This window comes from Sphingomonas asaccharolytica NBRC 15499 (assembly GCF_001598355.1).
Classification (GTDB): domain Bacteria; phylum Pseudomonadota; class Alphaproteobacteria; order Sphingomonadales; family Sphingomonadaceae; genus Sphingomonas; species Sphingomonas asaccharolytica.
In genome coordinates this window covers 13,349-38,611 of sequence record NZ_BCYU01000033.1, presented here as the reverse complement: position 1 = coordinate 38,611, position 25,263 = coordinate 13,349, and the positions used below count along the sequence as shown (strand labels likewise).

At 64.5% G+C, this 25,263-nt stretch carries 25 protein-coding genes; 12 read left to right on the top strand and 13 right to left on the bottom strand.

Annotated features, from left to right (window positions below):
* Positions 1–69: 69 nt before the first annotated feature.
* Together SAS01S_RS10865 and SAS01S_RS10860 are read right to left on the bottom strand one after the other, a co-directional pair.
* Positions 70–414, bottom strand: a complete 345-nt coding sequence (locus tag SAS01S_RS10865) for a helix-turn-helix domain-containing protein (protein WP_066807751.1) — start codon at positions 412–414, stop codon at positions 70–72.
* Positions 411–779: a type II toxin-antitoxin system RelE/ParE family toxin gene (locus SAS01S_RS10860; RefSeq protein WP_066807749.1), complete on the bottom strand. Its 369-nt coding sequence runs from the start codon at positions 777–779 to the stop codon at positions 411–413. Before SAS01S_RS10860 ends, SAS01S_RS10865 begins: the two co-directional genes overlap by 4 nt.
* Positions 780–958: 179 nt before the next feature.
* On the opposite strand from SAS01S_RS10860, the gene SAS01S_RS10855 reads away from it, so the two are divergent.
* Both SAS01S_RS10855 and SAS01S_RS10850 read left to right on the top strand, forming a co-directional pair.
* Positions 959–2,200, top strand: coding sequence for a PAS domain-containing protein (locus SAS01S_RS10855; protein ID WP_066807747.1), 1,242 nt, complete (start codon positions 959–961; stop codon positions 2,198–2,200).
* A 430-nt stretch (positions 2,201–2,630) separates the two neighbouring features.
* Complete coding sequence (locus SAS01S_RS10850; protein WP_066807745.1) at positions 2,631–7,238, top strand: NAD-glutamate dehydrogenase; 4,608 nt, start codon at positions 2,631–2,633, stop codon at positions 7,236–7,238.
* A gap of 175 nt (positions 7,239–7,413) precedes the next feature.
* Here SAS01S_RS10850 and SAS01S_RS10845 read toward each other — a convergent pair whose 3' ends face one another.
* From SAS01S_RS10845 to SAS01S_RS10810, 9 genes are all read right to left on the bottom strand, one after another.
* Positions 7,414–8,523 carry a PepSY-associated TM helix domain-containing protein gene (locus SAS01S_RS10845; protein WP_066807742.1) on the bottom strand — a complete coding sequence of 370 codons (1,110 nt, stop codon included), beginning with the start codon at positions 8,521–8,523 and terminating at the stop codon, positions 7,414–7,416.
* An 8-nt stretch (positions 8,524–8,531) separates the two neighbouring features.
* Complete coding sequence (locus tag SAS01S_RS10840; RefSeq protein WP_066807740.1) at positions 8,532–9,215, bottom strand: Fe2+-dependent dioxygenase; 684 nt, start codon at positions 9,213–9,215, stop codon at positions 8,532–8,534.
* Positions 9,209–9,943 carry a tetratricopeptide repeat protein gene (locus SAS01S_RS10835; RefSeq protein ID WP_066807774.1) on the bottom strand — a complete coding sequence of 245 codons (735 nt, stop codon included), beginning with the start codon at positions 9,941–9,943 and terminating at the stop codon, positions 9,209–9,211. The genes SAS01S_RS10840 and SAS01S_RS10835 overlap by 7 nt, the downstream gene beginning before the upstream one ends.
* Positions 9,940–12,462, bottom strand: coding sequence for a TonB-dependent receptor (locus SAS01S_RS10830; protein ID WP_245656844.1), 2,523 nt, complete (start codon positions 12,460–12,462; stop codon positions 9,940–9,942). The genes SAS01S_RS10835 and SAS01S_RS10830 overlap by 4 nt, the downstream gene beginning before the upstream one ends.
* A gap of 70 nt (positions 12,463–12,532) precedes the next feature.
* Positions 12,533–12,799 carry a ribbon-helix-helix domain-containing protein gene (locus tag SAS01S_RS22190; RefSeq protein ID WP_084238823.1) on the bottom strand — a complete coding sequence of 89 codons (267 nt, stop codon included), beginning with the start codon at positions 12,797–12,799 and terminating at the stop codon, positions 12,533–12,535.
* 109 nt (positions 12,800–12,908) lie between these two features.
* Positions 12,909–14,735: a cobaltochelatase subunit CobT gene (gene cobT / locus SAS01S_RS10825; RefSeq protein ID WP_066807736.1), complete on the bottom strand. Its 1,827-nt coding sequence runs from the start codon at positions 14,733–14,735 to the stop codon at positions 12,909–12,911.
* Positions 14,736–14,745: 10 nt separating this feature from the next.
* The gene (cobS, locus tag SAS01S_RS10820; RefSeq protein ID WP_066807734.1) at positions 14,746–15,750 is read right to left on the bottom strand and encodes a cobaltochelatase subunit CobS; all 1,005 of its coding nucleotides are present in this window, start codon (positions 15,748–15,750) and stop codon (positions 14,746–14,748) included.
* Positions 15,751–15,861: 111 nt separating this feature from the next.
* Positions 15,862–16,323: an SRPBCC family protein gene (locus tag SAS01S_RS10815; RefSeq protein WP_245656842.1), complete on the bottom strand. Its 462-nt coding sequence runs from the start codon at positions 16,321–16,323 to the stop codon at positions 15,862–15,864.
* A gap of 2 nt (positions 16,324–16,325) precedes the next feature.
* Positions 16,326–17,009, bottom strand: a complete 684-nt coding sequence (locus tag SAS01S_RS10810; RefSeq protein ID WP_245656840.1) for a winged helix-turn-helix transcriptional regulator — start codon at positions 17,007–17,009, stop codon at positions 16,326–16,328.
* Positions 17,010–17,112: 103 nt separating this feature from the next.
* On the opposite strand from SAS01S_RS10810, the gene SAS01S_RS10805 reads away from it, so the two are divergent.
* The 10 genes from SAS01S_RS10805 (at position 17,113) to SAS01S_RS10755 (ending at position 23,584) form a co-directional block, all read left to right on the top strand.
* Positions 17,113–17,550 carry a VOC family protein gene (locus tag SAS01S_RS10805; RefSeq protein WP_066807728.1) on the top strand — a complete coding sequence of 146 codons (438 nt, stop codon included), beginning with the start codon at positions 17,113–17,115 and terminating at the stop codon, positions 17,548–17,550.
* 151 nt (positions 17,551–17,701) lie between these two features.
* Positions 17,702–18,352, top strand: a complete 651-nt coding sequence (locus SAS01S_RS10800) for a glutathione S-transferase family protein (RefSeq protein ID WP_066807726.1) — start codon at positions 17,702–17,704, stop codon at positions 18,350–18,352.
* Between the two features lie 25 nt (positions 18,353–18,377).
* Positions 18,378–18,803 (top strand): DoxX family protein, encoded by a 426-nt coding sequence (locus SAS01S_RS10795; RefSeq protein WP_066807724.1) that lies wholly within the window; start codon positions 18,378–18,380, stop codon positions 18,801–18,803.
* Between the two features lie 26 nt (positions 18,804–18,829).
* On the top strand, positions 18,830–19,546 hold the full coding sequence (locus tag SAS01S_RS23400) for a DUF1428 domain-containing protein (protein WP_084238821.1): 717 nt from the start codon (positions 18,830–18,832) through the stop codon (positions 19,544–19,546).
* 23 nt (positions 19,547–19,569) lie between these two features.
* Positions 19,570–20,352, top strand: a complete 783-nt coding sequence (locus SAS01S_RS10780) for a VOC family protein (protein WP_084238819.1) — start codon at positions 19,570–19,572, stop codon at positions 20,350–20,352.
* Positions 20,349–20,840 carry a VOC family protein gene (locus tag SAS01S_RS10775; RefSeq protein WP_066807720.1) on the top strand — a complete coding sequence of 164 codons (492 nt, stop codon included), beginning with the start codon at positions 20,349–20,351 and terminating at the stop codon, positions 20,838–20,840. Before SAS01S_RS10780 ends, SAS01S_RS10775 begins: the two co-directional genes overlap by 4 nt.
* Positions 20,837–21,307, top strand: coding sequence for an SRPBCC family protein (locus SAS01S_RS10770; protein ID WP_066807714.1), 471 nt, complete (start codon positions 20,837–20,839; stop codon positions 21,305–21,307). Before SAS01S_RS10775 ends, SAS01S_RS10770 begins: the two co-directional genes overlap by 4 nt.
* Entirely contained in the window at positions 21,300–21,962 is a 663-nt protein-coding gene (locus tag SAS01S_RS10765; RefSeq protein ID WP_066807713.1) for a dihydrofolate reductase family protein, read from the top strand. The genes SAS01S_RS10770 and SAS01S_RS10765 overlap by 8 nt, the downstream gene beginning before the upstream one ends.
* Positions 21,962–22,243 (top strand): DUF1905 domain-containing protein, encoded by a 282-nt coding sequence (locus SAS01S_RS10760; protein ID WP_066807712.1) that lies wholly within the window; start codon positions 21,962–21,964, stop codon positions 22,241–22,243. The genes SAS01S_RS10765 and SAS01S_RS10760 overlap by 1 nt, the downstream gene beginning before the upstream one ends.
* A 57-nt stretch (positions 22,244–22,300) precedes the next feature.
* Positions 22,301–23,584, top strand: coding sequence for a phospholipid carrier-dependent glycosyltransferase (locus SAS01S_RS10755; RefSeq protein WP_066807711.1), 1,284 nt, complete (start codon positions 22,301–22,303; stop codon positions 23,582–23,584).
* Positions 23,585–23,683: 99 nt separating this feature from the next.
* Here SAS01S_RS10755 and SAS01S_RS10750 read toward each other — a convergent pair whose 3' ends face one another.
* Both SAS01S_RS10750 and SAS01S_RS10745 read right to left on the bottom strand, forming a co-directional pair.
* Positions 23,684–24,136, bottom strand: coding sequence for a nuclear transport factor 2 family protein (locus SAS01S_RS10750; protein ID WP_066807710.1), 453 nt, complete (start codon positions 24,134–24,136; stop codon positions 23,684–23,686).
* An 88-nt stretch (positions 24,137–24,224) separates the two neighbouring features.
* Entirely contained in the window at positions 24,225–25,121 is an 897-nt protein-coding gene (locus tag SAS01S_RS10745) for a LysR substrate-binding domain-containing protein (RefSeq protein ID WP_066807771.1), read from the bottom strand.
* Positions 25,122–25,263 lie beyond the last annotated feature (142 nt).

Sequence of the window (25,263 nt, the reverse complement as noted above, 5' to 3'; positions counted from 1 at the left end):
AATAATATACGCTACCGGCTAAGCAAGGCCACCTGCTCGCCTATTGGAGTGCGGCAATGTCGCTTTCGCTCACGCCGTCTCGAGCGTCCGATCAGACTGCTCCACGCGGAGCTCGCCGACGCCGTCATGTCGACCCGTGGCGATAGTGATGACCACGTCATGCCCAAGCTGTTGCAGACAATCCTCAAGACGCTCGCGCGAGATGTCCTTCAGCTTTCCCCGACAAATCTCCGAGATTCTGGCCTGTGGGATGCCAGTACGCTGCTGGACCTGCCGCTGGCTGAGCCCAAGCTCCTGAATGGTCTTGGCGATGATGATTGCGAGCTTCGCCTTGGCGGCAAATGACGGGCTGCGGCCGAGATGGTCGAGAACGCTTTCGCCGGCGGGTACAGTGTATCCGATGTCGATGGTCATGTGCCTGGGTCCTTCTTCATCTGCTCGATCTTGATCCTGGCTGCTGCCAACCTAGCGTCGATCGTCGCCTTGTCAGCCGCCGGGATCTCCCCGCCCTTCTTCGACTTCTTCTTGAAGCAGTGGAGGACGAACACGACGTCCTCGTGCTTCAAATAATAGACCGCCCGATAGGCATCGCCGTCGTGGCTGTCCCTCAATTCCCAAACGCCATTCTCGAATGTCTTGGTGAGGTGTTTGGCGCCCTCTGGGGTCATATCGTTCTGGACAAGGCCGAGTTCGTAACCGAACTGATCGATAACCTTCTCCGGCATATCCAGAAGATCCTTGTAGGAGGATCCCAAGAAATCGACTCTCTTGTTGTCCATCTTGACGTGGCTCCCTTGCAAGGACTGATATCAATACTGATATCGATTGTCAATGGTGCAGGCTCTCACCAACCATTCCCCACCCAAAATCACCCCACCTCAACACCCTTTACGCTTCGTTTACCACGCCCGGGGCAAAACACGCTCTGTGCAGGGCGGTGTGCGCCCAGGGGACGTTTATGGATTCGCAGCGCGGCTACGAAGAGGACCGGTCGGATGCCGATCGCGTCGTCGCGGATGATGGGATCGACGATACGGCGGCGGCGGCGGCGATCGGCAACGATGAGCGCCGCATGCATGTGCGCGCGTACAATCATTGGGTGTCGTTGCTGCGCGGGCGCGCTTATCCGTCGATCGAGGATCTCGATCCCGCCAATATCGCCGATTTCGGCCCGCATTCGGTGCTGCTCGATTTCACCGCCGGGATCGAGGATCCGGCGATCGCCTATCTGGGCCGCGCGCTGCGCGACGAGACCGCGCTCGACCAGTCGATCACGCATATCTCGCAAGTGCCCAGCCGGTCGCTGCTGTCGCGGCTGACCGACCATTATCTTCAGATCATCGCCAACCGCGCCCCGATCGGGTTCGAGGCCGAGTTCGTCGGCACGCGCGGCTATAACACCATGTATCGCGGCATCCTGATGCCCTTTTCGTCGAACGACGACACGATCGACTTCATCTATGGCGTGATCAACTGGAAAGAGCTGGTCGACGCCGCGACGCAAAAGAAGCTCGATGCAGAGGTCGATACCGCGCTGCGCGCCGCGCCCAAGCCGCAGGCCGCTGCCCCGGTCTGGGCCGACGGTCCCTCCGCCGACGTGGCGCCGGTCGCCGAGCCCGACGATCTGGCCGGCAAGCTGGAACAGGCGCGGCAAACCGCGCAGGCCGCGACCAATGCCGATACGCGCAGCCGCGCCGCGCTCTATCGCGCGCTGGGCCGCGCGCACGATTTCGGGCTCGCCGCCGAGCAGGATAGCGAGACCTACGACCGCTTGCTCGCCGATGCCGGCGTGACCGTCCAGGAGCGCGCGCCGATGACCGCGGTGGCGAAACTGGTGTTCGGTGCCGATTACGACAAAGCGCGGCTGACCGAATTCGCCGCGGTGCTGGCGCATGCCCGCCGCCATGCGATTCCGGCTGGCCAGCTGACGCCGTTGCTGGAAACCGTCAATGGCGGGATCAAGGCCGTGGTCGCGGCTGAGCGGGCGGCGCGCAATCCGGCGAAGGACGATGCGCGCGATCCGCTTGCGGATATCGCCGAGCGGCTGGTGTTGGCGAGTGTGGAATTGGCTACCGGGCTGGAGCCTGGGGAGCTGGTCGTGTTGCTGGGGCGGGCGACTGGGGAGGGAACGGTGGATATTGTTGCTTCGGTGGCGAATGACCGGTCGCTCGCGGCTCGGACGTTGAAGGCGGCGAAGTAGGCCCAAAGCTCGCCGCTTCCCCGGCGCCGTCTTACACTCCTGCGTCATCCCGGCCTTGTGCCGGGATCCACGGTGCCGCAAGCGCGGAACCCTGAGCCTCTTGCTTCTCAGCCAGCCTCCCGGTGGTGTTCGAGCGAGATCGTGTCCCCCGGACACGATCTTGGCTTGCCGGGGGGCAAGCCAAAGCTCGAACACGGCACAAGGCCGGGATGACGACGGAGTGGGGCGAGGCCTGACCTCCGTCACCCCAACGAAAGCTGGGGTCTCGTGCAGTATATCAATCGCCTGAGACCCCAGCTTTCGCTGGGGTGACGGCTATTGCCGGGATGACGACGTTTCGCGTGTCAGGTGAGCACCCCGCTAACGCACAAACCAAGTTACACCCGAAACTATCCTTGAGCCCATCGTCCCACGGGGGCATAGGACGGCGATGGCCAAGACCACGCTGAAATCGCTGTCGGACGCGCTTGCGGACCGGCTGACCAAGGGCGCCTTGCCGGGAGAGCTGCAGGGGTTTGGAAAGGCGGAGCGCGCGGAAGCGGCGAACTTCGTCGCCACCGCTGCCTATAGCCGTCCGCCGGGCGGGCCGACCATGGCGATCGAGCCGATCGCGGCCAACGATCCGCGCCGCCGCATGCGGGTGGCGATCGTCAATGACGACATGCCGTTCCTGGTCGATTCGGTCGCGGCGACGATCGCGGCGCAGGGCATTGCGGTCGATCGCATCATCCACCCGGTCATCCCGGTCACGCGCGATCCCTCGGGCGGGCTGATGGGCGTCGGCGACGGCAATCCCGAATCGATGATCTATATCGAGATGGAGCGGGCCGATGCGCGCGAGCGCCGCGCGTTGGTCACCGCGCTCGAAGACAATCTGAAGGACGTTCGCGCCGCGGTATACGATTGGGTGCCATTGCAGGAAGCGATGGCAGCCGATGCCGCGACTCTGACCGGCACGGGCGCCGAATTGCTCCGCTGGTTCCTCGACCGCCATTTCACCCTGCTGGGTCATGGCAAGTTCGGCCGCGAAGGCGGCGCCCGCGATCCGCTCGGCATCTGCCGCAACAAGCACGAGACCCCGATCCTGGCCGAAGCCTCACGCGCGCTGGCGATCGAATGGTTCGAAAAGGGCAATGAGGCGCCGCTGCTGCTCAAGTCGAACTTCATTTCCAGCGTGCATCGCCACATCCCGCTCGACCTGATCGTGGTGCCGATCCGCGACGGCAAGAAGGTCTCCGGCCTGTCGATCCATGCCGGCTTGTGGACCTCGTCCGCGCTCAACTCGCCACCCGACGACGTGCCCGGGCTGCGCACCCGGCTGGGCGATCTGCAGAAGAAATTCGGCTTCGATCCCAAGGGCCATGCCGGCAAGGCGCTCGAACATGCGCTGACGACCCTGCCCCACGATCTGCTGATCGCCTTCACGCCCGAGGCGCTGGAGGACGTCGCGCTGACCGCAATGAGCCTGGCCGACCGGCCGCGGCCCAAATTGGTGATGGCGCGGTCGATCCTGGGCCGGCATCTATTCTGTTTCGTGTGGCTGCCGCGCGACGAATTCACCACCGCGCGCCGCATCGCAATCGGCGATATGCTGGCCGAAGCGGCCGGCGGTGCCGTGCTCAACTGGGCGATCGCGATGGACGATCTGGTCGCGCTGATCCGCTATACGGTCGATCTGCGTGGCGAGGGCCGCGTGCCCGACGTCGCCGCGCTCGACACCCGGCTGGCGCGGATGATGCGCGGCTGGGCGCCCGCGGTCGAAGCCGCGCTCGCGGAAAGCGACGTGGCGCGATCGACCCGACTGGCGCTGCGCTGGGCCAATTGCTTCCCGCAAGGCTATCGCACGGTCAACAATGCCGACGAAGCGGCGCGCGACATCTTCAGTCTTGCGACGCTCGAGACGCCGGAGCAGCGCGCGGTGCGCCTGTATCGCGACGCGCGCGGCGAGGCGCGACTGAAACTCTATCGCCTCGGCGGCTCGATCGCGCTGTCGGATGCGGTGCCGGTGCTGGAGAATTTCGGCTTTCGCGTGATCGAGGAAGTGCCGACCGCGCTGACCGACGAGGGCCAGGGCTTTATCCACGAATTCCTGATCGAGTCGGCGGGCGGCGTCGGCGCTGTATTCGACGGCAATACCAGCGTGCTGGAAAATGCGGTCGCCGCGGTGCTGGAAGGCAATGCGGAGAACGACGCGTTCAACCGCCTGATCGTCGACCTCAACATGGCGCCAAGCTCGGCGGTGCTGTTCCGCGCCTGGTTCCGCTATCTGCGCCAGGGCGGGCTGACTTATGGCCTGACCACGGTGGTCGATGCGCTGCGCCGCGCGCCGGCGGTCACCGCCGCGCTGATCGACCGGTTCAACGCCGCGCATGCGCCGGGCGGCAAAAGCGAGGCCGGCGTGATCGCTGCCGATGAGGCGATCAAGGCGGGGCTCAACAACGTCTCGGCGATCGACGACGACCGCATCCTGCGCGCGATCCACGGTGTGATCGCCGCGACCCTGCGTACCAACGCCTTCACTCCTGCGGCCGACGAGGCGCTGGCGTTCAAGCTCGACAGCCACAAGGTGCCGGGCCTCCCCGCGCCGCTGCCCTGGCGCGAGATCTGGGTCTATTCGCCGCGGGTCGAGGGCATCCATCTGCGCGCCGGCCCGGTCGCGCGCGGCGGCCTACGCTGGTCCGACCGGCGCGACGACTTCCGCACCGAAATCCTCGGGCTGATGAAGGCGCAGCGGGTCAAGAACGCGGTGATCGTGCCGACCGGGGCCAAGGGCGGCTTCTATCCCAAGCAGCTGCCCAGCCCCGCGGTAGATCGCGACGCGTGGTTCGCCGAAGGGACCGAGAGCTACCGCATTTTCATCCGCACTCTGCTGTCGATCACCGACAACATCGTCGAGGGCAAGATCGTCCATCCCAGGGGCGTGACGATCCTGGACGGCGAGGACCCCTATTTCGTCGTCGCCGCCGACAAGGGCACGGCCACCTTCTCCGACGTCGCAAACGCCATCGCGATCGAGCGCGGCTTCTGGCTGGGCGACGCTTTCGCCTCGGGCGGCAGCTATGGCTATGACCACAAGGCAATGGCGATCACTGCCAAGGGCGCCTGGGTCTCGGTCCAGCGCCACTTCGCCGAGCGCGGGGTCGACGTGCAGACGCAATCGATCCGCGTGGTCGGCTGCGGCGACATGTCGGGCGACGTGTTCGGCAACGGCATGTTGCTGAGCCAGGCGATCAAACTGGTCGCGGCGTTCGACCATCGCCACATCTTCCTCGACCCCGATCCCGATCCGGCGGCGAGCTGGGCGGAGCGTGAGCGCATGTTCAACCTGCCGCGGTCGAGCTGGGCGGACTATAATCCCAAGCTGATCTCGAAGGGCGGCGGCGTGTTCCCGCGCAGCGCCAAGACGATCCCGCTGTCGAAACAGGTCAAGGCCGCGCTCGACATCTCGGCCGACGAGCTCGAGCCCGCCGCGTTGATCTCGGCGATCCTCAAATCGCCCGCCGATTTGATCTGGTTCGGCGGCATTGGCACTTATGTGAAGGCCGCGAGCGAGAACCATATCGAGGTCGGCGATCCCGCCAACGACCGCCTGCGCGTCAATGCCGAGGATATCCGGGCGATCGCGATCGGCGAAGGCGCCAATCTCGGCGTGACCCAGGCCGGACGCATCGCCTTCGCGTCGAAGGGCGGCCGGATCAACACCGACTTCATCGACAATTCGGCGGGCGTCGATTGCTCGGATAACGAGGTCAATATCAAGATCGCGCTCAACCGCGAGATGATCGAAGGCCGGCTGCAATTCGAGGCGCGCAACAAGTTGCTCGTCCAGATGACCGACGACGTCGCGCATCTGGTGCTCGAGGACAACCGGCTGCAGACGCTGGCGCTGTCGATCATGGAACAGGACGGCGCCCAGGCCTTGCCGAGTTTCGTCCGCTTGATCGAGATATTCGAGAGCGCCGGCCGGCTCGACCGCGTGGTCGAGGGGCTGGCCGATAACGGCACCCTGCTCCGTCGAGCGCCCGAAGGCCGCGGCCTGACGCGTCCCGAACTTGCCGTATTGCTTGCCACCGCCAAGCTCGCGCTGCAGGATGCGATCGAGCATTCCAACCTCGGCAGCGATGACGAGTTGCTCGCCGATCTCCACGCCGCTTTCCCGCCGGCGATGCGCAAGAAGTTCGGCGAGGCGATCGACCATCACCGCCTGCGCGGAGAGATCATCGCGACCAAGCTCGCCAATCGCGTCGTCAATCGCCTCGGCGTGCTCCACCCGTTCGAGTTGGCGGAGGAGGAAGGCGCGGCAATGGCGGACATCGCGGCGATGTTCGTGGTGGTCGAGCGGCTCTACGATCTCGACAAATTATGGGCCGAGATCGAGCGCGCACCGATGCCCGAAGCGGGCCGCCTTGCGCTGTTCGACGAAGTGGCGGTCGCGGTGCGCAGCCAGATCGCCGATCTGTTGCGGGTGACCGCGCCCGGCGCCACGCCGTCGGTCGTGATCGCGCGGCTGGCCAAGGGCGTCGCGGCGCTCGACCGCAAGACCAAGGAATTGCTGCTCGAGGAAGCGAGCGCGCAATCGGTGCGCATTTCGACCAGCCTGGAAGCGGCGGGCGCGCCGGCGGCGCTGGCGAAGAAGGTCGTGCGGCTGTTCGAGCTCGACGGCGCGGTCGGCCTTGCCGATCTCGGTGCCGAGCTCGGCATGGACGAGACCGTGCTGACGCGCGCCTTCACCCACCTCGGCCAGGCACTCGGGCTGGACTGGGCGCAGGCGACCGCCGCGCGCATCCTGTCGAGCGATCCGTGGGAACGCCTGCTGATCGCCGGCCTCGCGCGCGACTTCCAGCAGCTCCGCCTCGAATTCCTCGAACGCCATGCCGGCAAGGATCCTGAGGGCGCGGTGGAGATGTGGCTGGGCACCAATGCCGGCCGCGTCGCCCAATTCAAGGGCGTGGTCGACCGCGCCCGGACGGCAGCGGCACCGAATGCCGCGATGCTGGCGCAAATAGCGGGGCAAGCGCGAGTGTTGCTGGGGCGGTAACGGACTCATCTAACCCTCTCCCGCGTGCGGGAGAGGGAGGGGCCCGCGAAGCGGGAGGGTGAGGGTCTTCTTTCTTCTTCCAGACAGCTCTCGCCCAAAAAGAGAAGAAAGAAGACCCTCACCCAACCCTCTCCCGCAAGCGGGAGAGGGCTTTAAAGCGCAGACGACGGCAGATTCAGGCCTTGACGACCGCCCTCACCTTCTGCCGCGCCTTCAACTCAGCCTTCCATCCCCGCGCCCGCCACCACATGATCACCCCGGTGATCGCCAGGATCGCCGGCAGCAGCCCGCCCAGAAAAATCACCACCTGCCACACCAGCCCCATCCGCGTGCCGTCATGGATGCGGCGCATCAGGCGGGCGGTGTCTTCCCGGGGCGGCGGCGAGACCTTGGCCGCGCCGGTCGCGTCGTCGATCTTGACCTGACGCCCCGCCCCTGCCCCGATCGTCACCGTCCATTCGGGCTTGAGATCGGTCGGCCAGGCAACCATCACCACATCGCCGGGCAATGCCGCCTGTGCGCTCGCGATCGCGGTATCGAGGCCGGTCTTCGGTGCCTCCAGCGGCTTGGCGCGCGCCATCGCCGCGCGATCCGGCCCCTTTTGCGACTGCGCCCCCGACATCGCGCCGAAGAATTGCGGGAAGCTGATCCACGCCCCCGTCAACGACAACACGAACAACGGCAAGGCGATCCAGAAGCCGAACAGATGGTGCAAATTGGTGTCGAGATGGCGATGCCGCCGCCACCTGAGCCCGCGCACCCATTTGCCGACGGTCGGCCACCACAGCCAGATGCCGGTAAAGCACGAGAACAGCATCGCGACGCCCAGCCAGCCGACGATCGAGCGTCCCCAGACCGGGATCATCAAGCTGCCATGGATCATGTGCATCGCGCGGATCAGCCCCGAATTGCTGCTCGCGCAATCGAGCACCCGCGCGGTCGGCGGGTCGAGCCAGACGTTGGTCCGCGCCGGCGGCCCCGCTTGTGGCTTCATCCCCGCCGGTGTCGCTGCGACGACGACGGGCCCCTCGCCATTGGGAAAGGTGATCGACTGGATGCGGTCGCCAGTTTTCAACACCGATTTCGCCGCCGCGATATAGAGCTGCGGATCGATCGTCTGCTCGCCGCTCACCGCGTAGCGCTGGGGATTGAGGCCGTGATCGAGCGCTTCGTCCCACACCAAGGCGGCACCGGTCACGCAGAGCGGGATGATCAGGATCGCCAGGATCAGCCCGATCCATTTGTGCACCTGGAACCAGAAATTGCGCAGCCCAATCTTGGTCATCTTTGCCCTTACGCCTCGGCCCAGCGCCGGAGGAGATTGTGATAAGTGCCGGTGAGGCGGACCGCAGTCGGATCGGCCTGCCCCAGGCGTGCCGCGACGTCCTGCACTGCCTGGTCGAGCTCGAACAAAATGCGGCGCGCGCCGTCGTCGCGGACCATCGACTGGATCCAGAAGAAAGAAGCGACTCGCTCGCCGCGCGCGACGGGCTCGACCCTGTGCACGCTCGACGCGGGGTAGAGCACCATATGCCCGGCGGGCAGCTTGACGCGCTGTTCGCCGAACTGATCCTCGATCACCAATTCGCCGCCGTCATAGCTGTCGGGATCGGACAGGAAGAGCGTCGCCGACAAGTCGCTGCGCACGCGAAAGTCGCTGCCGCGCCGGATGCGGATCGCGCTGTCGACATGCGCGCCGAACGTGTCGCCACCGGCATAACGATTGAACAGCGGCGGATAGACTTTGAGAGGGAGTGCCGCGGCGACGAACAAGGCCGCCCCCGACAGCGCATCGAGCACCATCGCCCCCGCCTCGCGCGCCGCCGGCGACTCTTCCGGCAATTGCGCGTTCTTCTTGGCGAGCGCCGATTGATGGCCCGAAGTCGCGTTGCCGTCGATCCACTCGGCCGCATCGATAATCGCGCGCATCCTGGCGACACCCGACGCGTCGAGCACATCGGGGATAGCGATCAGCATCGGCCCGCTCCGCGTTCGATCGCGGCGCGGCCGCGCGCGCGAAAGGCGGGCACAGGCGAGGCGTCGAGAAAAGCAGCGGCCTTGGCGACAAAGGCCGGCGTTGCCCGCTCCCCTGCCCGTTCGATCCACCGCAGCGCTTCCTCGCCGCGTCCCTTGGCGCCAAGCATGCGGGCGTGGTTGAACATACCGCGGAAGTCGCCGCCTTCGGCCGCGCGCTCATAGAACCGCGCCGCCTTGGTCAGGTTGCGCGCGACTACCCAGCCATCCTCATGGAAACTGCCGACGAAGTTGATCGCTTTGGCATTACCGAGCTTGGCGGCCTTTTCGAACCAGGCGAGCGCTGCCGCTTTGTCCTCGGCGACGCCATGACCCAGCGCGAGCAAGGTCGCGTAATTGTACATCGCCCAGTCGAGCCCGCGCTCGGCGGCGATGCGATAGCAATCGGCCGCGCGCACCTTGTCCACGGCAACGCCCCAGCCGAGATCGTAGCAGCGCCCGACCATGTTGAGCGCCATTAGATGCCCTTGCGCCGCGGCGCGGTTGAACCAGACGAACCCGGTCGCCTCGTCCCTGGCGACGCCATTCCCGTCGAGCAGCAATTGACCGTAAAGCGCCTGTGCCTCGGCCTCCCCGCTCTCGGCAAGTCGACGAAGGAACGCCGCGCGCTCCCCGGGATCATCCGGGATGCGCGCGGCACTGACGACGGCGGTGGGGGATGTCGTCGTCAGAACTTGACCTCCACCGTGCCGAACACCGTCCGGCCGGGCGCGATGGTCGCATAGTGATTGGTGAAGGTGTTGCTGAAATAGGTCTTGTTGGTCAGGTTTTGCGCGTTGACGCTGAGCCGGACATTCTGGGTGATGCTGTAGGCCGCATTGGCATCGAAGCGCCAATAGCTTGGTATTTCGCGAGTCAGCACCTTGGTTGCCGGGGTGACCGTCACGACGCCCGCGCTGGTCTGTGTCGCGGCACGATTATCGGCATAGCCGCTAATCTGCTTGTCCATGAAGATCGCGCCGCCACCGATCGTGAATTGCTTGTTCACGGCGAACTGGCTCGACATCGTAAAGCTGTTCTTGGCAGTCTGCGGCACCTGGCGGCCATTGCTGACCGACGTGACATAGACTGTAGTTGCCACCGCAGGGCCGTTTGCCGCAACGGCCAGGGCGGTGTTGCCGGCATCGATGATCTTGGGGTCGAGATAAGTATAGCCGCCGAACACCGTCCAGCCAGGCAGGATCTGACCGCTGGCGGTAAATTCGAGACCACGGACGCGGGTCCGCCCAAGGAACCCCACCGTGTTGGCATCGATCTGGACACGGGCGTTATTGATCTCGGTCTGGAAGGCGGCGAAGCCCAGCGCGAGCTTCTCCTTGAACAGGCTGGCCTTGGCGCCGACCTCGTACGACTTGGTCTTTTGGACCTTTAGCGCGTCGAGAATCGCCAGATTCTGGTTGGTGACCGTGGTCGGCAGCGCATTGTCCTCGCGACCTTCACCTAGCAAACTGTTCGGCGGTGTGGCCGCTGTCGCATAGCTGGCATAGACGCTGGTCTCGCTAGTCGGCTTGAACACCACACCCGCCTGCCAGTTGAACAGATTGTCAACTTTCGACAACCGGGCGGCCGCGGCACCTGCTGCGAACGGCAACGTCGTGGTCGACTTAAAGCGATCGAAGCGCACGCCGAGATTGACGATCAACTGCGGGATCAGCGTGATCGAATCGAACGCATAGACCGCCTGCGTTTCCGCATCGTTCTGCGTTTCGGTATTGGGCGCACCCTTCGTGACCGGCGCGGTGACGGTCGACGAATCGCTGACATAATTGACCCACGGGTCGTACGGGTTGGGCGCGAACAGGCTGGTGCAATTGTACCGCGCGATGGTGCTGGTGTTGCAGCGCGGGGTCGCGGTCGACCCGGTCGCCAGCACATAAGTGCCGCGCCGCGTCTTCTCCCACGCGAATTCGGTGCCGATCGCGAAGCTGTGCTCGATCCCGCCGGTCTTGAACGTGCCGCCCAGATCGGTCTGGTCGACGATGCTGGTCGAATAGCCATAGCGCGTATTGGCCCGGCGCCAGACCAAGCCACCGGTATAGACACTGCCCGCCGGATTGGTCGTGGGGTTGGCCGAGCGCGTCCCGAACACATTGCCCTGGGTGTCGTCGGGCTGGGTATAGATGTAGTTCTGGACGTTACGCGTGAAGCGAGCCGTGTTGCGCAGCGTCAGCGTGCCGAAATCATGCTCCAACCGCAGCATCGCCTGATTGGTCGAGGTATCGCGGAAATCGCGGTCGGCGATGCCGTAGAAAGCGGAGCGGTCGACGACGCCAGTCGCTCCGGTAATCGTGGTGATCTTGCCCAGCGCCGGCGTCGTCACGCTGTTACCGAGCGGCGCGTTGCAGTTGGTTGCGGTGCAGACGTACAGATACGGAATGCCGCTGTCGGGCAGTTCGTGGCTCTCCAGGTAATAATAGCTCGCAGTGAGCCGGGTGGAGGTGCCGACCCCGATCGTCAGGCTGGGCGCGAAGCCCCAGCGCCGGGACCAGATCGCATTGCGGTCGACTACGTCCTGGTCGTGCCACAACCCTTCGATTCGGAACGCGACATTGGGCAATAGCTGGATGTTGAGATCGCCGGTGATACGCTTGTAGTCGCCATTGCCATAGCTGGCGGTGGCCGACCCGAAATTGCCCAGCTGCGGCAATTTCGAGATGATGTTGATCGTGCCGCCGGCCGAGCCGCGGCCGCCGAGCGTCGAGTCCGACCCGCGCACGATCTGAACCGAGTCGATCGCAAACACTTCGCGGCTTTGCGACGACAGGTCGCGAACGCCGTCGACATAGATCGAGCCCTGGCTGTCGAAGCCGCGGATGAACGGACGATCGCCGATCGGGTTGCCGCCCTCGGCCGCGCCAAAGGTGATTCCCGGGACAGTGCGCAGCGCGTCCTGCAGGCTCGCCGAACCGGTCTGATCGATCACATCACGTGACAGGACGACGATCGCCTTCGGGGTGTTGACGATCGGCGCGACGTCCTTGGGCCCGCTAGGATCGGCCGCATTCCTGATCCGCTGGCCATTGATGATGATGTCGCGGCGACCCTGGCCGTCGCTATCATTGTCGTCATTGGCCGGCGTCGGATCGGGCCCGTCAGCGGCGAGCGCCGGGTGCGTGGCGAAGGCGCCGACGCAGGACAAGGCCAGGAAAGCAGGCTGCGCGACGCGACGCGCGGGATTGTTGCGATTCACTCTTATCTCCCTTGTTGGGAGACCCGCTATTGAGAGTCGTTCGCAGTGTCAACGCTATTGAGAAATATTCTCAACTACCCATGGCTTGCGCCTCGCCCAACGCCCATGTCCGCAACGCGCTGGCGAGGTTGGGCGGATCGTTGGCGAGGATCCGTAATGCGTCGATTTCGGCGACTAGTGCGGAGAGCGGCAAAGCACGGACTCTCGCCGCGTCTTCGAGTGCTCGCCAGAATATGGGTTCGAGCGTGATCGAGGTTTCGTGCCCGGCGATGGTGATCGAGCGTTTGACGGGACCACGAAAACCATCGGGTGGCGGCAATATGCTCCCACTCGTCATGCCGGGCTTGTCCCGGCATCCACCGTGCACTCACACCTCAGTTCGGTTGTGGAGCAGTGGACCCCGGCACAAGGCTGGGGTGACGATCGTTGGAGCTTAAGCCCCGCGCTCAAGGCTTGTCGAACAAAGCCGCGAGCTGCTCGATGATCGCGCCGCCCAATTGCTCGGCATCCATGATCGTCACCGCGCGCTCGTAATAGCGTGTCACATCATGACCGATACCGATCGCGACCAGTTCGACCGGCGAGCGGTTCTCGATCCAGTGAATCACCTGACGCAGATGGCGCTCGAGATACGAACCGCTGTTCACTGACAAGGTCGAATCGTCGACCGGCGCGCCGTCGGAGATCACCATCATGATCTTGCGCTCTTCCGACCGGCCGATCAGCCGCGCGTGCGCCCAGAGCAAAGCCTCGCCATCGATATTCTCCTTGAGCAGGCCTTCACGCATCATCAGCCCCAGGCTGGGCTTGGCGCGGCGCCAGGGTTCGTCGGCCTGCTTGTAGACGATGTGGCGGATGTCGTTGAGGCGCCCCGGCTGCGGTGGACGCCCCGCAGCGAGCCAGCTTTCACGCGCCTGTCCGCCTTTCCACGCGCGCGTGGTGAAGCCGAGAATCTCGGTCTTCACTCCGCAGCGTTCGAGCGTGCGCGCCAGGATATCAGCACTGATCGCGGCGATCGAGATCGGCCGCCCGCGCATCGAGCCCGAATTGTCGATCAGCAAGGTGACGACGGTGTCCTTGAACTCGGTGTCGCGCTCGATCTTGTAACTCAGCGACTGCATCGGGTTGATCACCACCCGCGCCAGCCGCGCGGCGTCGAGCAACCCTTCTTCCTGGTCGAAATCCCACGACCGGTTCTGCTGCGCCATCAGCCGGCGCTGCAGCCGGTTGGCGAGCTTGGTCACCGCACCCTGCAGATGGACCAATTGCTGGTCGAGATACGAGCGCAGCCGCGTCAATTCCTCGGCGTCGCACAGCTCGGTCGCAGCGATCACCTCATCATATTGCGTGGTCCACGCTTTGTAATCGAATTGCGACGAGGGATCGGCGAATGGGCGATTGGGACGGACGGGGAGCATCCCCTCCTCGCCCTCGTCGCCTGCCTCGCCCTCGGCATCCTCGAACGATTCGTCGCCGGCCTCCGAGCCCTCGCCGTCGTCGCTCTCGGCCTCGGACTGTTCGCCGCGCGCTTCGACTTCGCCTTGGCCCTGCTCGCCCTGGTCGTCGCCTTCCTCGCCCTGGTCCTGTTGCTCGTCGGTCCCTTCGTCGTCCGAGCCGCCGTCGTCGCTGTCCTCGGGGATCTGATCGCCCTCGACCAGTTCGAGATCCTCGAGCAATTTGGTCGCCAGGCTGGCAAAGGCGCGCTGGTCGTCGAGCGCAAGCCGCAGCGCGTCGAGATCGCCGCCGGCTTTCTCCTCGATCCAGTCGCGGACCAGATCGAGCCCTGGCTGCGCGACGTCGGGCACCGCCTGGCCGGTCAGCCGCTCGCGCACCAGCAATTGGATCGCGGTCGACAACGGGACTTCGTCGCGACTGCGCGCCCGCGTGATCGGATCCGAGCGCAACCGCATATCGAGCGCATGGTTGAGATTGGCCGAGATGCCGGCATAGCCGCGCGATCCCAGCGCCTCGACCCGCGCCGTCTCCGCCGCATCGAACACCGCGCGTGCCACCGCATCGTGCGGCGCATTCTTGAGGTGGAGCGACGGGTTGTGAAGCTTCAGCCGCAACGCGAACGAATCGGCGAACCCGCGCGCCTCGGCGACTTGGTCGGCCGGCAAGGTCCGCGCCGGCATCGGCACCTTGATATGCTTGCCCGACTGCGCCGGCGCGTCGGCAGTGAACGCAAGCTCGACCTCGGCCTCGTCGGCAAGCGCGCGCGACGCGCCGCCGAGCACGGCCTTGAAGCGATCGAGGGGAGTATCCTGCGCCACGCGCTCGCTGTTACGCCTTCGCCACTACGCTCTCGGGCAAATCTTTCCCGAACACGCGCTGGTAATATTCCGCCACCAAGGCGCGTTCCGCTTCGTCGCACTTGTTGAGGAACGACAGGCGGAAAGCGAAGCCGACATCGCCGAAGATCAGCGCGTTCTGCGCCCAGGTGATGACGGTACGCGGGCTCATCACGGTCGAGATGTCGCCGTTGATGAAACCCTTGCGAGTCAGATCGGCGACGCGGACCATGTTGTCGACGACCTGCTTGCCGTCGGGCTTGTCATACTCGCCGGACTTGGCGAGCACGATCTGCGCCTCGACCGCGGCAGGCAGATAGTTGAGCGTGACGACGATGTTCCAGCGGTCCATCTGGCCCTGGTTGATCTGCTGTGTGCCATGATAGAGGCCGCTGGTGTCGCCCAGGCCGACCGTGTTGGCGGTCGCGAACAGGCGGAAATAGGGGTTCGGGCGGATCACGCGGTTCTGGTCGAGCAGAGTCAGCTTGCCCTCGGTCTCGAGCACGCGCTGGATCACGAACATCACGTCCGGCCGGCCGGCATCATATTCGTCGAACACCAGAGCCGTCGGCGTCTGCAGCGCCCAGGGCAGCAGCCCCTCGCGGAATTCGGTGACCTGCTGACCGTCCTTGAGCACGATCGCGTCGCGGCCGATCAGGTCGATACGGCTGATGTGCGCGTCGAGGTTGATGCGGATGCACGGCCAGTTGAGGCGTGCCGCGACCTGTTCGATATGCGTCGACTTGCCAGTGCCGTGATAGCCCTGGACCATTACGCGGCGATTGTGCGCGAAGCCCGCCAGGATCGCCAGCGTGGTGTCGGGATCGAAGACATATGCGGGGTCGAGATCCGGCACGCGCTCGTCGGCCTCGCTGAACGCGGGCACTTCCATGTCGCTGTCGATGCCGAACAGGTCGCGCACCTTCTTCATCTGGTCGGGCGCGTCGAGCAATGTCGTCTGGCGGCTGTCGGGCTGGATGTTGGGGATATCGGTCATCGGCTAATCCTTCGCGGCGCCCTCCCTAGACGTGCCTAGGGCGCCAAGTCGAGACGCGATTTGCCGACCCGATATTCGAAAATCTGCCGCGCAGGACGCATCCCCGTTCTGCTATTCCAGGAAAGCCGCCAGGTTCGCCAGGGTTGAAGCCATCCCTTGCGCATGATCCTCGGCCGAGATTCCGGGCGGCACATCGAACGCCTCGATCGTCACCTCCGTTCCGCCCGGGACCGGACGGAGCGACCAGGTCATCGTCATCGTGCCGGCAAAGGCCGGATCGTCCGACTCGAAGTCGGCGGTCTGGACGATGCGTTCGCCGGGGATCAATTCGACCAACTGCCCCTCCACCGTATCGGCATCAGCCGAACTCTTGCCCGCGGTCACGTGCTCGCCGGTAAAGGTCAGGGTCAAGCGATAGCGCCCACCGGGCCATGGCTCGAAGCGATCGAATTTTCCGGTCATCCCGGTGGGTGGCAACCACCGCGCCTGGGCGTCGGGATCGATGAACGCATCATAGATCGCCTCGGGCGTGGCGTGGATGATCCGGCTGGCGCTATCGATCCGTCCCGGCACGATCAATCCTCGGTCCATTTGGGCGGCAAGGGGAATAGGGTCACGAACCGCTCGGCGAGCGAACGGTCTCCTTCGACCGTGACCAGGCCCAATTTCTCGCCTTCCGCAATCGGCACACCACCATAGGTCAGCGCAGCAAATCCGCGCGGGGTCGAGGTGAAGACGATATCCGCCTCCACCGGCTCGGTACGCGTCACCTGAAAGCTGCTATTGGCGAGTTCGGTGGTGAACACCTCATCGCCCAGCCGGAACCCGATCCTGGCGACCATCCCCGCCGAGCGTTCCGCCGACAACATGGTGCGGAACGACAGCATCAACGACGCCGCCGACAAAGGCAGCGACGGATCGTGCGCGGGCGATCGCGTCGCCCAGCGGCCGAGCTCCTGGATCGCCGTCTCGCTTTCATAGCCCCAGCGAGTCAGCTCGTAGATCTGGACCGAGGCGGGCGGCGGCAGCTTGCGCTTCTGGAGGATGCCGGCGGCTTCCATGCCTTCGAGCCGCTGGGTCAGCACATTGGCGCTGATGCCGTTGAGCGCGCCTTTGAGCTCACCGAAGCGCCGGCCGCCGAACATCAGCTCGCGAACGATCAACAGAGACCAGCGTTCGCCCACCAATTCGAGCGCCATCGCGGTACCGCAGGCATCGTCATACCACCGTTTTTCCACCATATTTTCCAGTTTAGTCACTTTTTATAACTTCATGGTTGCTTTTTGTAACTGGAGTCGGCATAAAAGTCAAGTCAGCCGATTCGCCAACCCCTTGGCGGTCCCGGCTTTAGGGAGAGAAGAGATGGCCAAGATGATTTTCATGAACCTGCCCGTCGCCGATGTCGCCAAGGCAACTGCCTTTTACGAAGCGATCGGGTTCGAGAAGAATCCGCAGTTCAGCAACGAGCAGGCATCGTGCATGGTTTGGTCGGACGCGATCCACGTGATGCTGCTCGACCATGGTTTCTACCGGACCTTCACGACCAAAGAGATCGCCGACACGCACAAGACCAGCGCCGCGCTGATCGCCGTGTCGCGCGACAGCCGCGCCGAAGTCGATGCGATCACCGACGCCGCTATCGCCGCCGGCGGACGCCAGACGCGCGCCACCGAGGACGGCGGCTTCATGTACGCTCGCCCGTTCGAGGATCTCGACGGCCATATTTTCGAGCCGATTTACATGGACATGGCAGCGTTCCCCGCCGCGATGAACGATCAGCATGAGGGCGTCGCGGCCTGAGCGCCGCACCCCTCCCCCAAAGGAGATTTACGATGCCCGAACGTTTCCGCCCCTGGATTGCCGGCCTTTTCTGGTTCGCCGTGACCGGCATCGTCATCCTCGACTACCCGGCGCTCGCCGGCATGCCGATCGTCGCGTGAAGGAGGATCACATGACCAAGCCCGTCATCACTGCCTATAAATGGGTCCCGCCGTTCGCGCAGGGCCTGGTTCGGGATACTCGCGCACGCTGGGCGTTCGAGGAGGTCGGGATCGATTATGACGTCGACGTCATCGACCTGCCCTATGCCAAGTCGGAAGCGCATCGCCGTTTTCAGCCGTTCGGTCAGATCCCGACCTATTCGGACGGCAAGGTCGAGATCTTCGAATCGGGCGCGATCGTGCTCCATATCGCAAGCCTGGCACCCGGGCTTCTGCCCGACGATGCCGCCCGAAGCGCCGCCGCAGTGCAGTGGGCGATCGCCGCGCTCAACTCGATCGAGCCGTTCGTCCAGCAGCTCGCTGTGGTCGACGTGTTCGAAGCGGATCGCGACTGGTCCAAGGCTCGGCGACCCAAGGTGATCGACGATCTCAAGGCACGCTTGGGCGACCTCGAAGCCGCGCTGGATAGGAAGGAGTGGCTCGACGGTGTCGGCTTTACGGCCGGAGACCTGATGATGGTGTCCGTGCTCCGCGCCCTGCGCGGTACCGGCATCCTCGACGAATTGCCCGCGCTTGCCGCCTATGTCGCCCGCGGCGAAGCGCGACCCGCCTTCAACCGGGCGCTTGCCGATCACATGGCGGTGTTCGCCAACGCGGCCTGAGCCGCACGTTATTGGGAGACATCTTATGGCTACCACCTATCGGGCCGCTTCGGCGGCACCGACCCCGCGCACGCTCCAGCTCTGGACCGGCCGCATCCTGACTGCCCTGGTCATCCTCTTCCTAGGTGCCGATGCCGCGGGCAAGCTGATCGCCCCGATGACGATGATCGCACACAGTCCGCCGCTTGGCCTTCCCGCCACATCCGGCTTCTATCGACTGCTGGGGGCAATCCTGGGCCTCGCGACGGCGCTTTACGCCTGGCAGCGCACGGCATTGCTCGGCGCCATCCTGCTAACCGCTTATTTGGGCGGCGCCGTGGCGACACATTTGCGGGTCGGAAGCCCGCTGTTCGGCTACACGCTGTTCGGCGTGTATGTCGGGATCATGCTATGGGGTGGATTGTGGCTGCGCGACTCCCGCATCCGCGCATTGCTGCCCCTGAATCGTTGACCAAAACAACAAAAAGGAGAGGCATCATGACCTATGTGCAAGGCTTCATCATTCCGGTGAAGCAGGACCACAAACGGGCCTATCTCGACATGGCGAAGAAGGCCGCGCCGGTCTTCGCCGAATATGGTGCGATCACCACAGTCGAATGCTGGGGCGACGACATCCCAGACGGCAAGCGCACCGACATGAAGCGCGCGGTCCAGGCCGAACCGGACGAAAAGATCGTCTTTTCCTGGGTCCGCTGGCCGGACAAGGCGACCTGTGACGCGGCGTCCGAAAAGCTGATGGCCGACGAGCGCATGCAGCCGGATGGCGAGTTGCCGTTCAACCCGCAACGGATGATCTATGGCGGGTATGAGCCGGCCTATGAAGGCGGCGATGGCGGCAGTTTCGGCTTCGTCGACGGGATCGTCGCGCCGACCTCTTCGGATAAGGCAGCCTTTGTCGAGCACGCACGGAAGATCTCCGCCTACTTCCTCAAGAAGGGCGCGACGCGCATCGTCGATGCCTGGGGTGTCGACGTGCCTGATGGCAAGGTCACCGACTTCAAGCGCGCGGTCGCGGCCGAGGATGGCGAGACGGTGATCTTCGGCTGGGTCGAATGGCCCGACAAATCGACCCGCGACGCCGCCTTCGCCGGGATGATGGACGACCCCGACATCCAGGCCGCGCCGCCCGCTTTCGACATGCAGCGCGCGATCTTCGGCGGCTTTGTGCCGATCCTCGACACCGATCACCAATAACGATCATCAACAGGAGAGAGATCATGGCTACCCGAACCGGAATGCCGATCTGGTATGAACTGATCACCACCGATGTCGACGCCGCCAAGACCTTCTATGGCGACATCGTCGGCTGGACGACGACCACTTTTCCGTCGCCTGCGGGCGGCACACCCTACAACATCTTCAATTATGGCGATGTCGGCGTCGGCGGGCTGATGACCGTGCCCGCCGAAATGCAGAGCGGCCCGGCCTGGTTTGCCTATTTCCACGTCGAGGACGTCGATGCCAAGGTGGCTGAGACCAAAGCGGCCGGCGGCCAGACGTACATGCCGGCGACCGATCTGCCCGGCGTGGGGCGGATTGCGATGGTTTCCGATCCGCAGGGCATCGCGTTCTACCTGATGGCGCCCGACCCCTCGATGGGTGACCGGGAAAGCACGAGCTTCTCGGCCAGCCTGCCCGGTCGTTGCAGCTGGAACGAACTCGTCACCAGCGATCAGAAGGCGGCACTACCCTTTTACTCGTCGCTGCTCGGCTGGACTTCCACCGAAGCGATGCCGATGGGCGAGATGGGCGACTACACTTTCATCGATTGCGGCGACTCCCGGCTGGGCGCGATGATGGACCGCGCGAGCCCCGATCAACCGCTCAAATGGACCTTCTATTTCGCCATTCCCGATGTCGACGCTGCCGTCGACAAGGTGAAGGCAGGCGGTGGCAATGTCATCATGGGGCCGATGGATGTCCCCGGAGGCCAGCGCATCATCATCGCAGTCGACCCGCAAGGTGCGTCGGTCGGTTTTGTTTCAGGAGAACGGCAATGAGCAAGATGGCAATCTGTTTGTGGTTCGACCGCGGCGAAGCCCGCAAGGCGGCGGAATTCTACGCGGCGACCTTCCCCGACAGCCATGTCGGTGCACCGCATGAAGCGGCGGCCGACTATCCCGGCGGCAAGGCCGGCGACGAACTGACGGTGGAATTCACCGTCCTTGGCCAGGCGTTCCTGGGGTTGAACGGCGGTCCCAATTTCAAGCCCAACGAAGCGGTCAGCTTCCAGGTCTATACCGACGATCAGGAGGAAACCGACCGCTACTGGAATGCGATCGTCGGCAATGGCGGCGCGGAAAGCGCGTGCGGCTGGTGCAAGGACCGCTGGGGTTTCTCATGGCAGATCACGCCGCGCGCGCTGATGGCGGGGATGAGCGATCCCGACCGCGCCACGGCCAAGCGTGTGATGGACGCGATGATGACGATGAAGAAGATCGACATCGCCACGATCGAGCGCGCCCGCGCTGGGGAGTTGGTGGAATGAGCGGTGGCGAATACGAACTGTCGATCGAACGCCTGATCGACGCGCCGGTCGAGGCGGTGTGGAAGGCCTATACCGACCATCTGCCCGACTGGTTCTGCCCCAAGCCATGGCGTGCCGAAGTGGTGGCGATGGACTTGCGCGCCGGCGGCCGCGCCGCGACCACGATGCACGGCCCGAACGGCGAAGTGATGCCCAACGAAGGCATCTATCTCGAGGTCGAGCCGTTGCGGAAGATAGTCTTCACCGACGCTTTTCGCGAAGGCTGGATTCCGCAGGGACCGTTCATGGTCGGCGTCTTCGAATACACGCCCGAAGGCGACAAAACGCGCTTTCGTGCCAGCGCGCGCCACTGGACCAAGGAAGCGTTCGAGCAACACCAGGCGATGGGCTTCGAGCAAGGCTGGTCGATCATGGCCGAACAGCTCGAAGAGGTCTCCAAGGGGCTGACGGAGAAGGCCGATGCGTAAGATCGTCGGCACCGTCTTCGTCTCGCTCGACGGCGTGATGCAGGCACCGGGAGGGGTGAACGAGGATATTACCGGCGGCTTTAAGCATGGCGGTTGGCAGTTCAAGTTCCCCGACCCCGCGGCCGATGCTACGCTGGGCGCCGCGTTCGACGGTTATGACCTGCTGCTCGGGCGAAGGACGTACGACATCTTCGCCGCTTACTGGCCGTATGTCGAAGGCGAGGAAGCCCAACTGGGCGAGACCTTCACGAACGCCGGCAAGTATGTCCTGACGCGCGGCGATCAGCCGCTCGAATGGGAAAACAGCCACCGGTTGAAGGGCATGGACGACGTCGCCACCTTGAAGCAGGGCGACGGCCCCGATCTGATGATCTGGGGGTCGAGCGAAATCTATCCCGGCCTGTTGTCGGCCGGACTGCTCGATCGGCTGACGGTGATGATCTACCCCCTGACCCTGGGCGACGGCAAAAGGCTGTTTGGCGACGGCACGCCCGCGGGCGCGCTGAAGATGGTCGACCACCAGGTCACGCCTGCCGGCACGATCATCGCGACCTACGAACCCGTTGGCCCGATCCCCGACGGCGCGTCGGTGCCGCCGATCGATACGGCACGCGAGGCGGAACGACAGCGTCGGATGCAGGAAGGGACGTGGTGATGCCGGCCAAACCGCTCGACATCGCCTTCTCGGCGCCGCTGCAGAAAAGCAGGGCCAAGGGCGGCTGGTATTATCTCATTTGGCCCGAATCGGTCGCGACGTTCGGCACGCGCGGGCTGGTCAAAATACGCGGCCGGATCGGTGATGAACCGTTCGAAAGCGCATTCATGGCGATGGGCGGCGGCGTCCATAAGCTGCCGGTCAAGAAAGACGTCGTTCGCCGGCGCAACCTGGTCGAAGGCGACCCGGTCGAGATCCGGCTCGACGCGCGACTGAGCTGAACGAAACGGACGAAATTCGCGTCGCTTCAGCGCGAACGGCACGCTAAGCGGGCGGGGATGCATGGTCGTCCCCGCCCGTTTCCTGTCGCGATCCTGATCGGGCTGGCCGCGCAAGCCTTGTTTCTATGGGGTGTCACGATCCCGTCGAAAATCGTGTTCGACGAAATCCACTACGTGCCCGCCGCCCGTGCCCTGCTCGCTTTGTCGGGGCCGGTCAACACCGAACATCCCCTGCTCGCCAAGGAGTTCATCGCCGCCGGGATCGCGCTATTCGGCGACAATAGTTTCGGTTGGCGCTTCTTCTCGACGGTTGCCGGCGCGGCGACGGTGATGGGCGTATTTGCCATCCTGTGGCTGCTCTATCGTCGCATGCGCCCGGCGGTGATGGGCGCGATCTTCGCGTTGCTCAATTTCACCACCTATATCGAGGCGCGGATCGCGATGATCGATCCGTTCCTAGCCGCCTTCACGCTCTGGGGGATCGCGTCGATGTTGTGGGCGATGCGCGCGCCCGCCGGTAAGGCGTGGCCGCGCTGGATCCTGTCGGCCGTGCTGTTCGGCCTGGCCGTCGGCACAAAATGGGCGGCCATCCCCTATGTCGCCTGGGCGGGCATCGGCTTCCTGGCCTTGCGCTGGCGCGACGCAGCAAAGGCGAAGCGGCCACTCTCGACACTATGGTCGGGCCGCGATCAGCTACACTGGTCGGGGCTCGCCGCGATCCCGGCGCTCGCCGTATTCGGACTGGTTTCGATCGCGGTCTATTTTCTAACCTTCGCGCCGGCCTTCTTCTACCACGACCAGCCGCTGACGCTCGCCGATCTGCTGCCCTTCCAGGACATGATGTACCGCGAGCAGACCCAGGTCCTCCCCCACCACACCTATCAATCGGCGTGGTGGAGCTGGCCGCTGATGATCCGCCCGATCTGGTATTTCTACGAGCCGTCGGACGGGGCGACGCGCGGCATCCTTATGATCGGCAATCCGGTGATCTTGTGGGGCGGCTTGCTGGCGGTGATCGCCTGCTTATGGGGTTGGCTGCGCGCGCGCGATCCCAAGCTGCTATTCGCCGCGGGCTTATGGATGGCGAGCTACCTGATCTGGGCGATCATCCCCAAGTCGCTGGGATTCTTCTATTATTATTACCTGCCCTCGATCTTCCTGTGCATCGCGCTGGCCGCCGCGTTCGATCATTTCGGCAAGGGCAAGCTACAGCATTGGGACGAGGGGTTCGCGATCCTGGCGTTCGGCATCGCCGTTTATTTCTTCCCGATCATCTCCGCTGCAGGGCTGTCGGGCGAACAGGCATTCATGCACTGGATGTGGTTTTCCACTTGGCCCTAGCGGAATAGCGGATGCTATTCCGCTAGGGCCAAGTCGGCCGGCGGCGCGTAGCGCCGACCGACGGCGCGGATTAACTCCGCGCCGTCCCACGGCCTTCCACTACTTCACCTCATTCGCCTGCGTGAACACCACGCGCCACCGTCCGTCCCGCTTTGCCCAGACGTCGACAAACCGAGCATGCGCCGTAATCGGCTTGCCGCGATCGAACCCCTTGGCATCGACCATCCCGCCGAGCACGGCGCTATCCGACCACACCCGGCGGACCTTCAGCGAGAGGGCGACATAGGTCGTCCTGCTGCCTGGCGCGGTCGCCTCGGCGATATATTGCGCCTTGGTCTGGTTCTTTCCGTTCGACCCCGCGAGGATGTAATCGTCGGCGAGCAGCCGTTCGAGCTCGGCACGGTTGGCCTTGAATTGCGCGAGATCGTAAGCGGTCGCCGCCGCAGCGAGATCGCGCGGCAACCTGCGATAATCGGCGCCTTGGGGGCCTGTCTGCGCCGATGCCGCGGCCAATGTCAGGGACGTGCCGATGAGCCAGATTACCGACCGCATGATTCCACTCCCGAGCAATGTAGGTGCAAGGGTAGCGGGACGGCTCAACGCGGCAATGACCCGCGAGGTCATGGCCGACGATGCGCGACTAAGCCTCCGTGTTGCCCGCCGGACGAGTGAGTACCTGGAGGAAATGAGTACACGGCAACGTCAGGTCGGCGGCGTGATGGACCAGCCATAGCATCATCGTTACGCCGGTCAGCGGGCGATACGCCAATGCCGCCGATTGCAGGTTGCACAAGGATTCCGCCAGCACCATCACGCCGATCCCGGCTGCGGTCAGCCCGAACAAGGTCGACACGTCGCTCACCACCTGGGCGACATTGGGCTCGACGCCGCGTTCGCGCATCAGCGCCATCAACTCGCCGGTAAACAGGCTGCGTTCGGTGGAATAGAAGACCATCGGTTCGCCGGCAAGGTCGACGAGGTCGACCGTTTCCTGCGCCGCCAGCCGATGATCGGGCGGCACCCCGACGAATAGACGCTCGCGGAGGAAAGGCTGCGCGATCAGACCGCGCGGCAAAACGGGTTTCTCGCGGCTGCGCATGAAGCCGATGTCGAGCAGCCGGTCGTCGATATCCTCGACCTGGGCGCTGCCCGACGCCTCTCGCAGGACGAGCTTCACGTCGGGATAGAGACTGCGGAATTCGGCGATCGCGCGCGCGATCTCGGGAATGAACGGGGCCGAGGCGTTGAACCCGATCGCCAGCTCGCCAAGCTCGCCGCGCGCTGCGCCGCGCGCGACCGCCATGGCGTGCTCGGCCTGGCGCAACGTCGCGCGCGCGGCGTCGAGGAACAGCTTGCCGGCAGGAGTCAACGCGACGCTGCGACTGGTGCGATCGAGCAAGCGTACCTGCAGCTCGTCTTCCAATGCCCGGATTTGCTGACTGAGCGGCGGCTGCGAAATGCCGAGATGCTTCGCCGCGCGTGCGAAGTGCAGGTCCTCCGCGACGCGGACGAAATAGCGCAGGTGACGTAACTCCATGATTGACACGTAATAAATATCAATCATGCCGTAAACAATATTGGACAGTCGCGACTGCCGCGCCCACTTCGCCGCAACGCAGCACCGGCTTGCCACCGGTGCCATCACCAGATCGCCGACGGTGCCCCCCGCCCCCCACCGG

Coding starts and splice junctions, on each gene's coding strand:
- SAS01S_RS10805 (WP_066807728.1), top strand. CDS start 17,113: ATGGCCAAGATGATTTTCATGAACCTGCCCGTCGCCGATGTCGCCAAG.
- SAS01S_RS10860 (WP_066807749.1), bottom strand. CDS start 779: ATGGACAACAAGAGAGTCGATTTCTTGGGATCCTCCTACAAGGATCTT.
- SAS01S_RS10845 (WP_066807742.1), bottom strand. CDS start 8,523: ATGACCAAGATTGGGCTGCGCAATTTCTGGTTCCAGGTGCACAAATGG.
- SAS01S_RS10780 (WP_084238819.1), top strand. CDS start 19,570: ATGGCTACCCGAACCGGAATGCCGATCTGGTATGAACTGATCACCACC.
- SAS01S_RS22190 (WP_084238823.1), bottom strand. CDS start 12,799: ATGACGAGTGGGAGCATATTGCCGCCACCCGATGGTTTTCGTGGTCCC.
- SAS01S_RS10755 (WP_066807711.1), top strand. CDS start 22,301: ATGCATGGTCGTCCCCGCCCGTTTCCTGTCGCGATCCTGATCGGGCTG.
- SAS01S_RS10770 (WP_066807714.1), top strand. CDS start 20,837: ATGAGCGGTGGCGAATACGAACTGTCGATCGAACGCCTGATCGACGCG.
- SAS01S_RS10760 (WP_066807712.1), top strand. CDS start 21,962: ATGCCGGCCAAACCGCTCGACATCGCCTTCTCGGCGCCGCTGCAGAAA.
- SAS01S_RS10745 (WP_066807771.1), bottom strand. CDS start 25,121: ATGGAGTTACGTCACCTGCGCTATTTCGTCCGCGTCGCGGAGGACCTG.
- SAS01S_RS10865 (WP_066807751.1), bottom strand. CDS start 414: ATGACCATCGACATCGGATACACTGTACCCGCCGGCGAAAGCGTTCTC.
- SAS01S_RS10775 (WP_066807720.1), top strand. CDS start 20,349: ATGAGCAAGATGGCAATCTGTTTGTGGTTCGACCGCGGCGAAGCCCGC.
- SAS01S_RS10855 (WP_066807747.1), top strand. CDS start 959: ATGGATTCGCAGCGCGGCTACGAAGAGGACCGGTCGGATGCCGATCGC.
- cobS (WP_066807734.1), bottom strand. CDS start 15,750: ATGACCGATATCCCCAACATCCAGCCCGACAGCCGCCAGACGACATTG.
- SAS01S_RS10765 (WP_066807713.1), top strand. CDS start 21,300: ATGCGTAAGATCGTCGGCACCGTCTTCGTCTCGCTCGACGGCGTGATG.
- SAS01S_RS10800 (WP_066807726.1), top strand. CDS start 17,702: ATGACCAAGCCCGTCATCACTGCCTATAAATGGGTCCCGCCGTTCGCG.
- SAS01S_RS10750 (WP_066807710.1), bottom strand. CDS start 24,136: ATGCGGTCGGTAATCTGGCTCATCGGCACGTCCCTGACATTGGCCGCG.
- SAS01S_RS10795 (WP_066807724.1), top strand. CDS start 18,378: ATGGCTACCACCTATCGGGCCGCTTCGGCGGCACCGACCCCGCGCACG.
- SAS01S_RS23400 (WP_084238821.1), top strand. CDS start 18,830: ATGACCTATGTGCAAGGCTTCATCATTCCGGTGAAGCAGGACCACAAA.
- SAS01S_RS10850 (WP_066807745.1), top strand. CDS start 2,631: ATGGCCAAGACCACGCTGAAATCGCTGTCGGACGCGCTTGCGGACCGG.
- SAS01S_RS10840 (WP_066807740.1), bottom strand. CDS start 9,215: ATGCTGATCGCTATCCCCGATGTGCTCGACGCGTCGGGTGTCGCCAGG.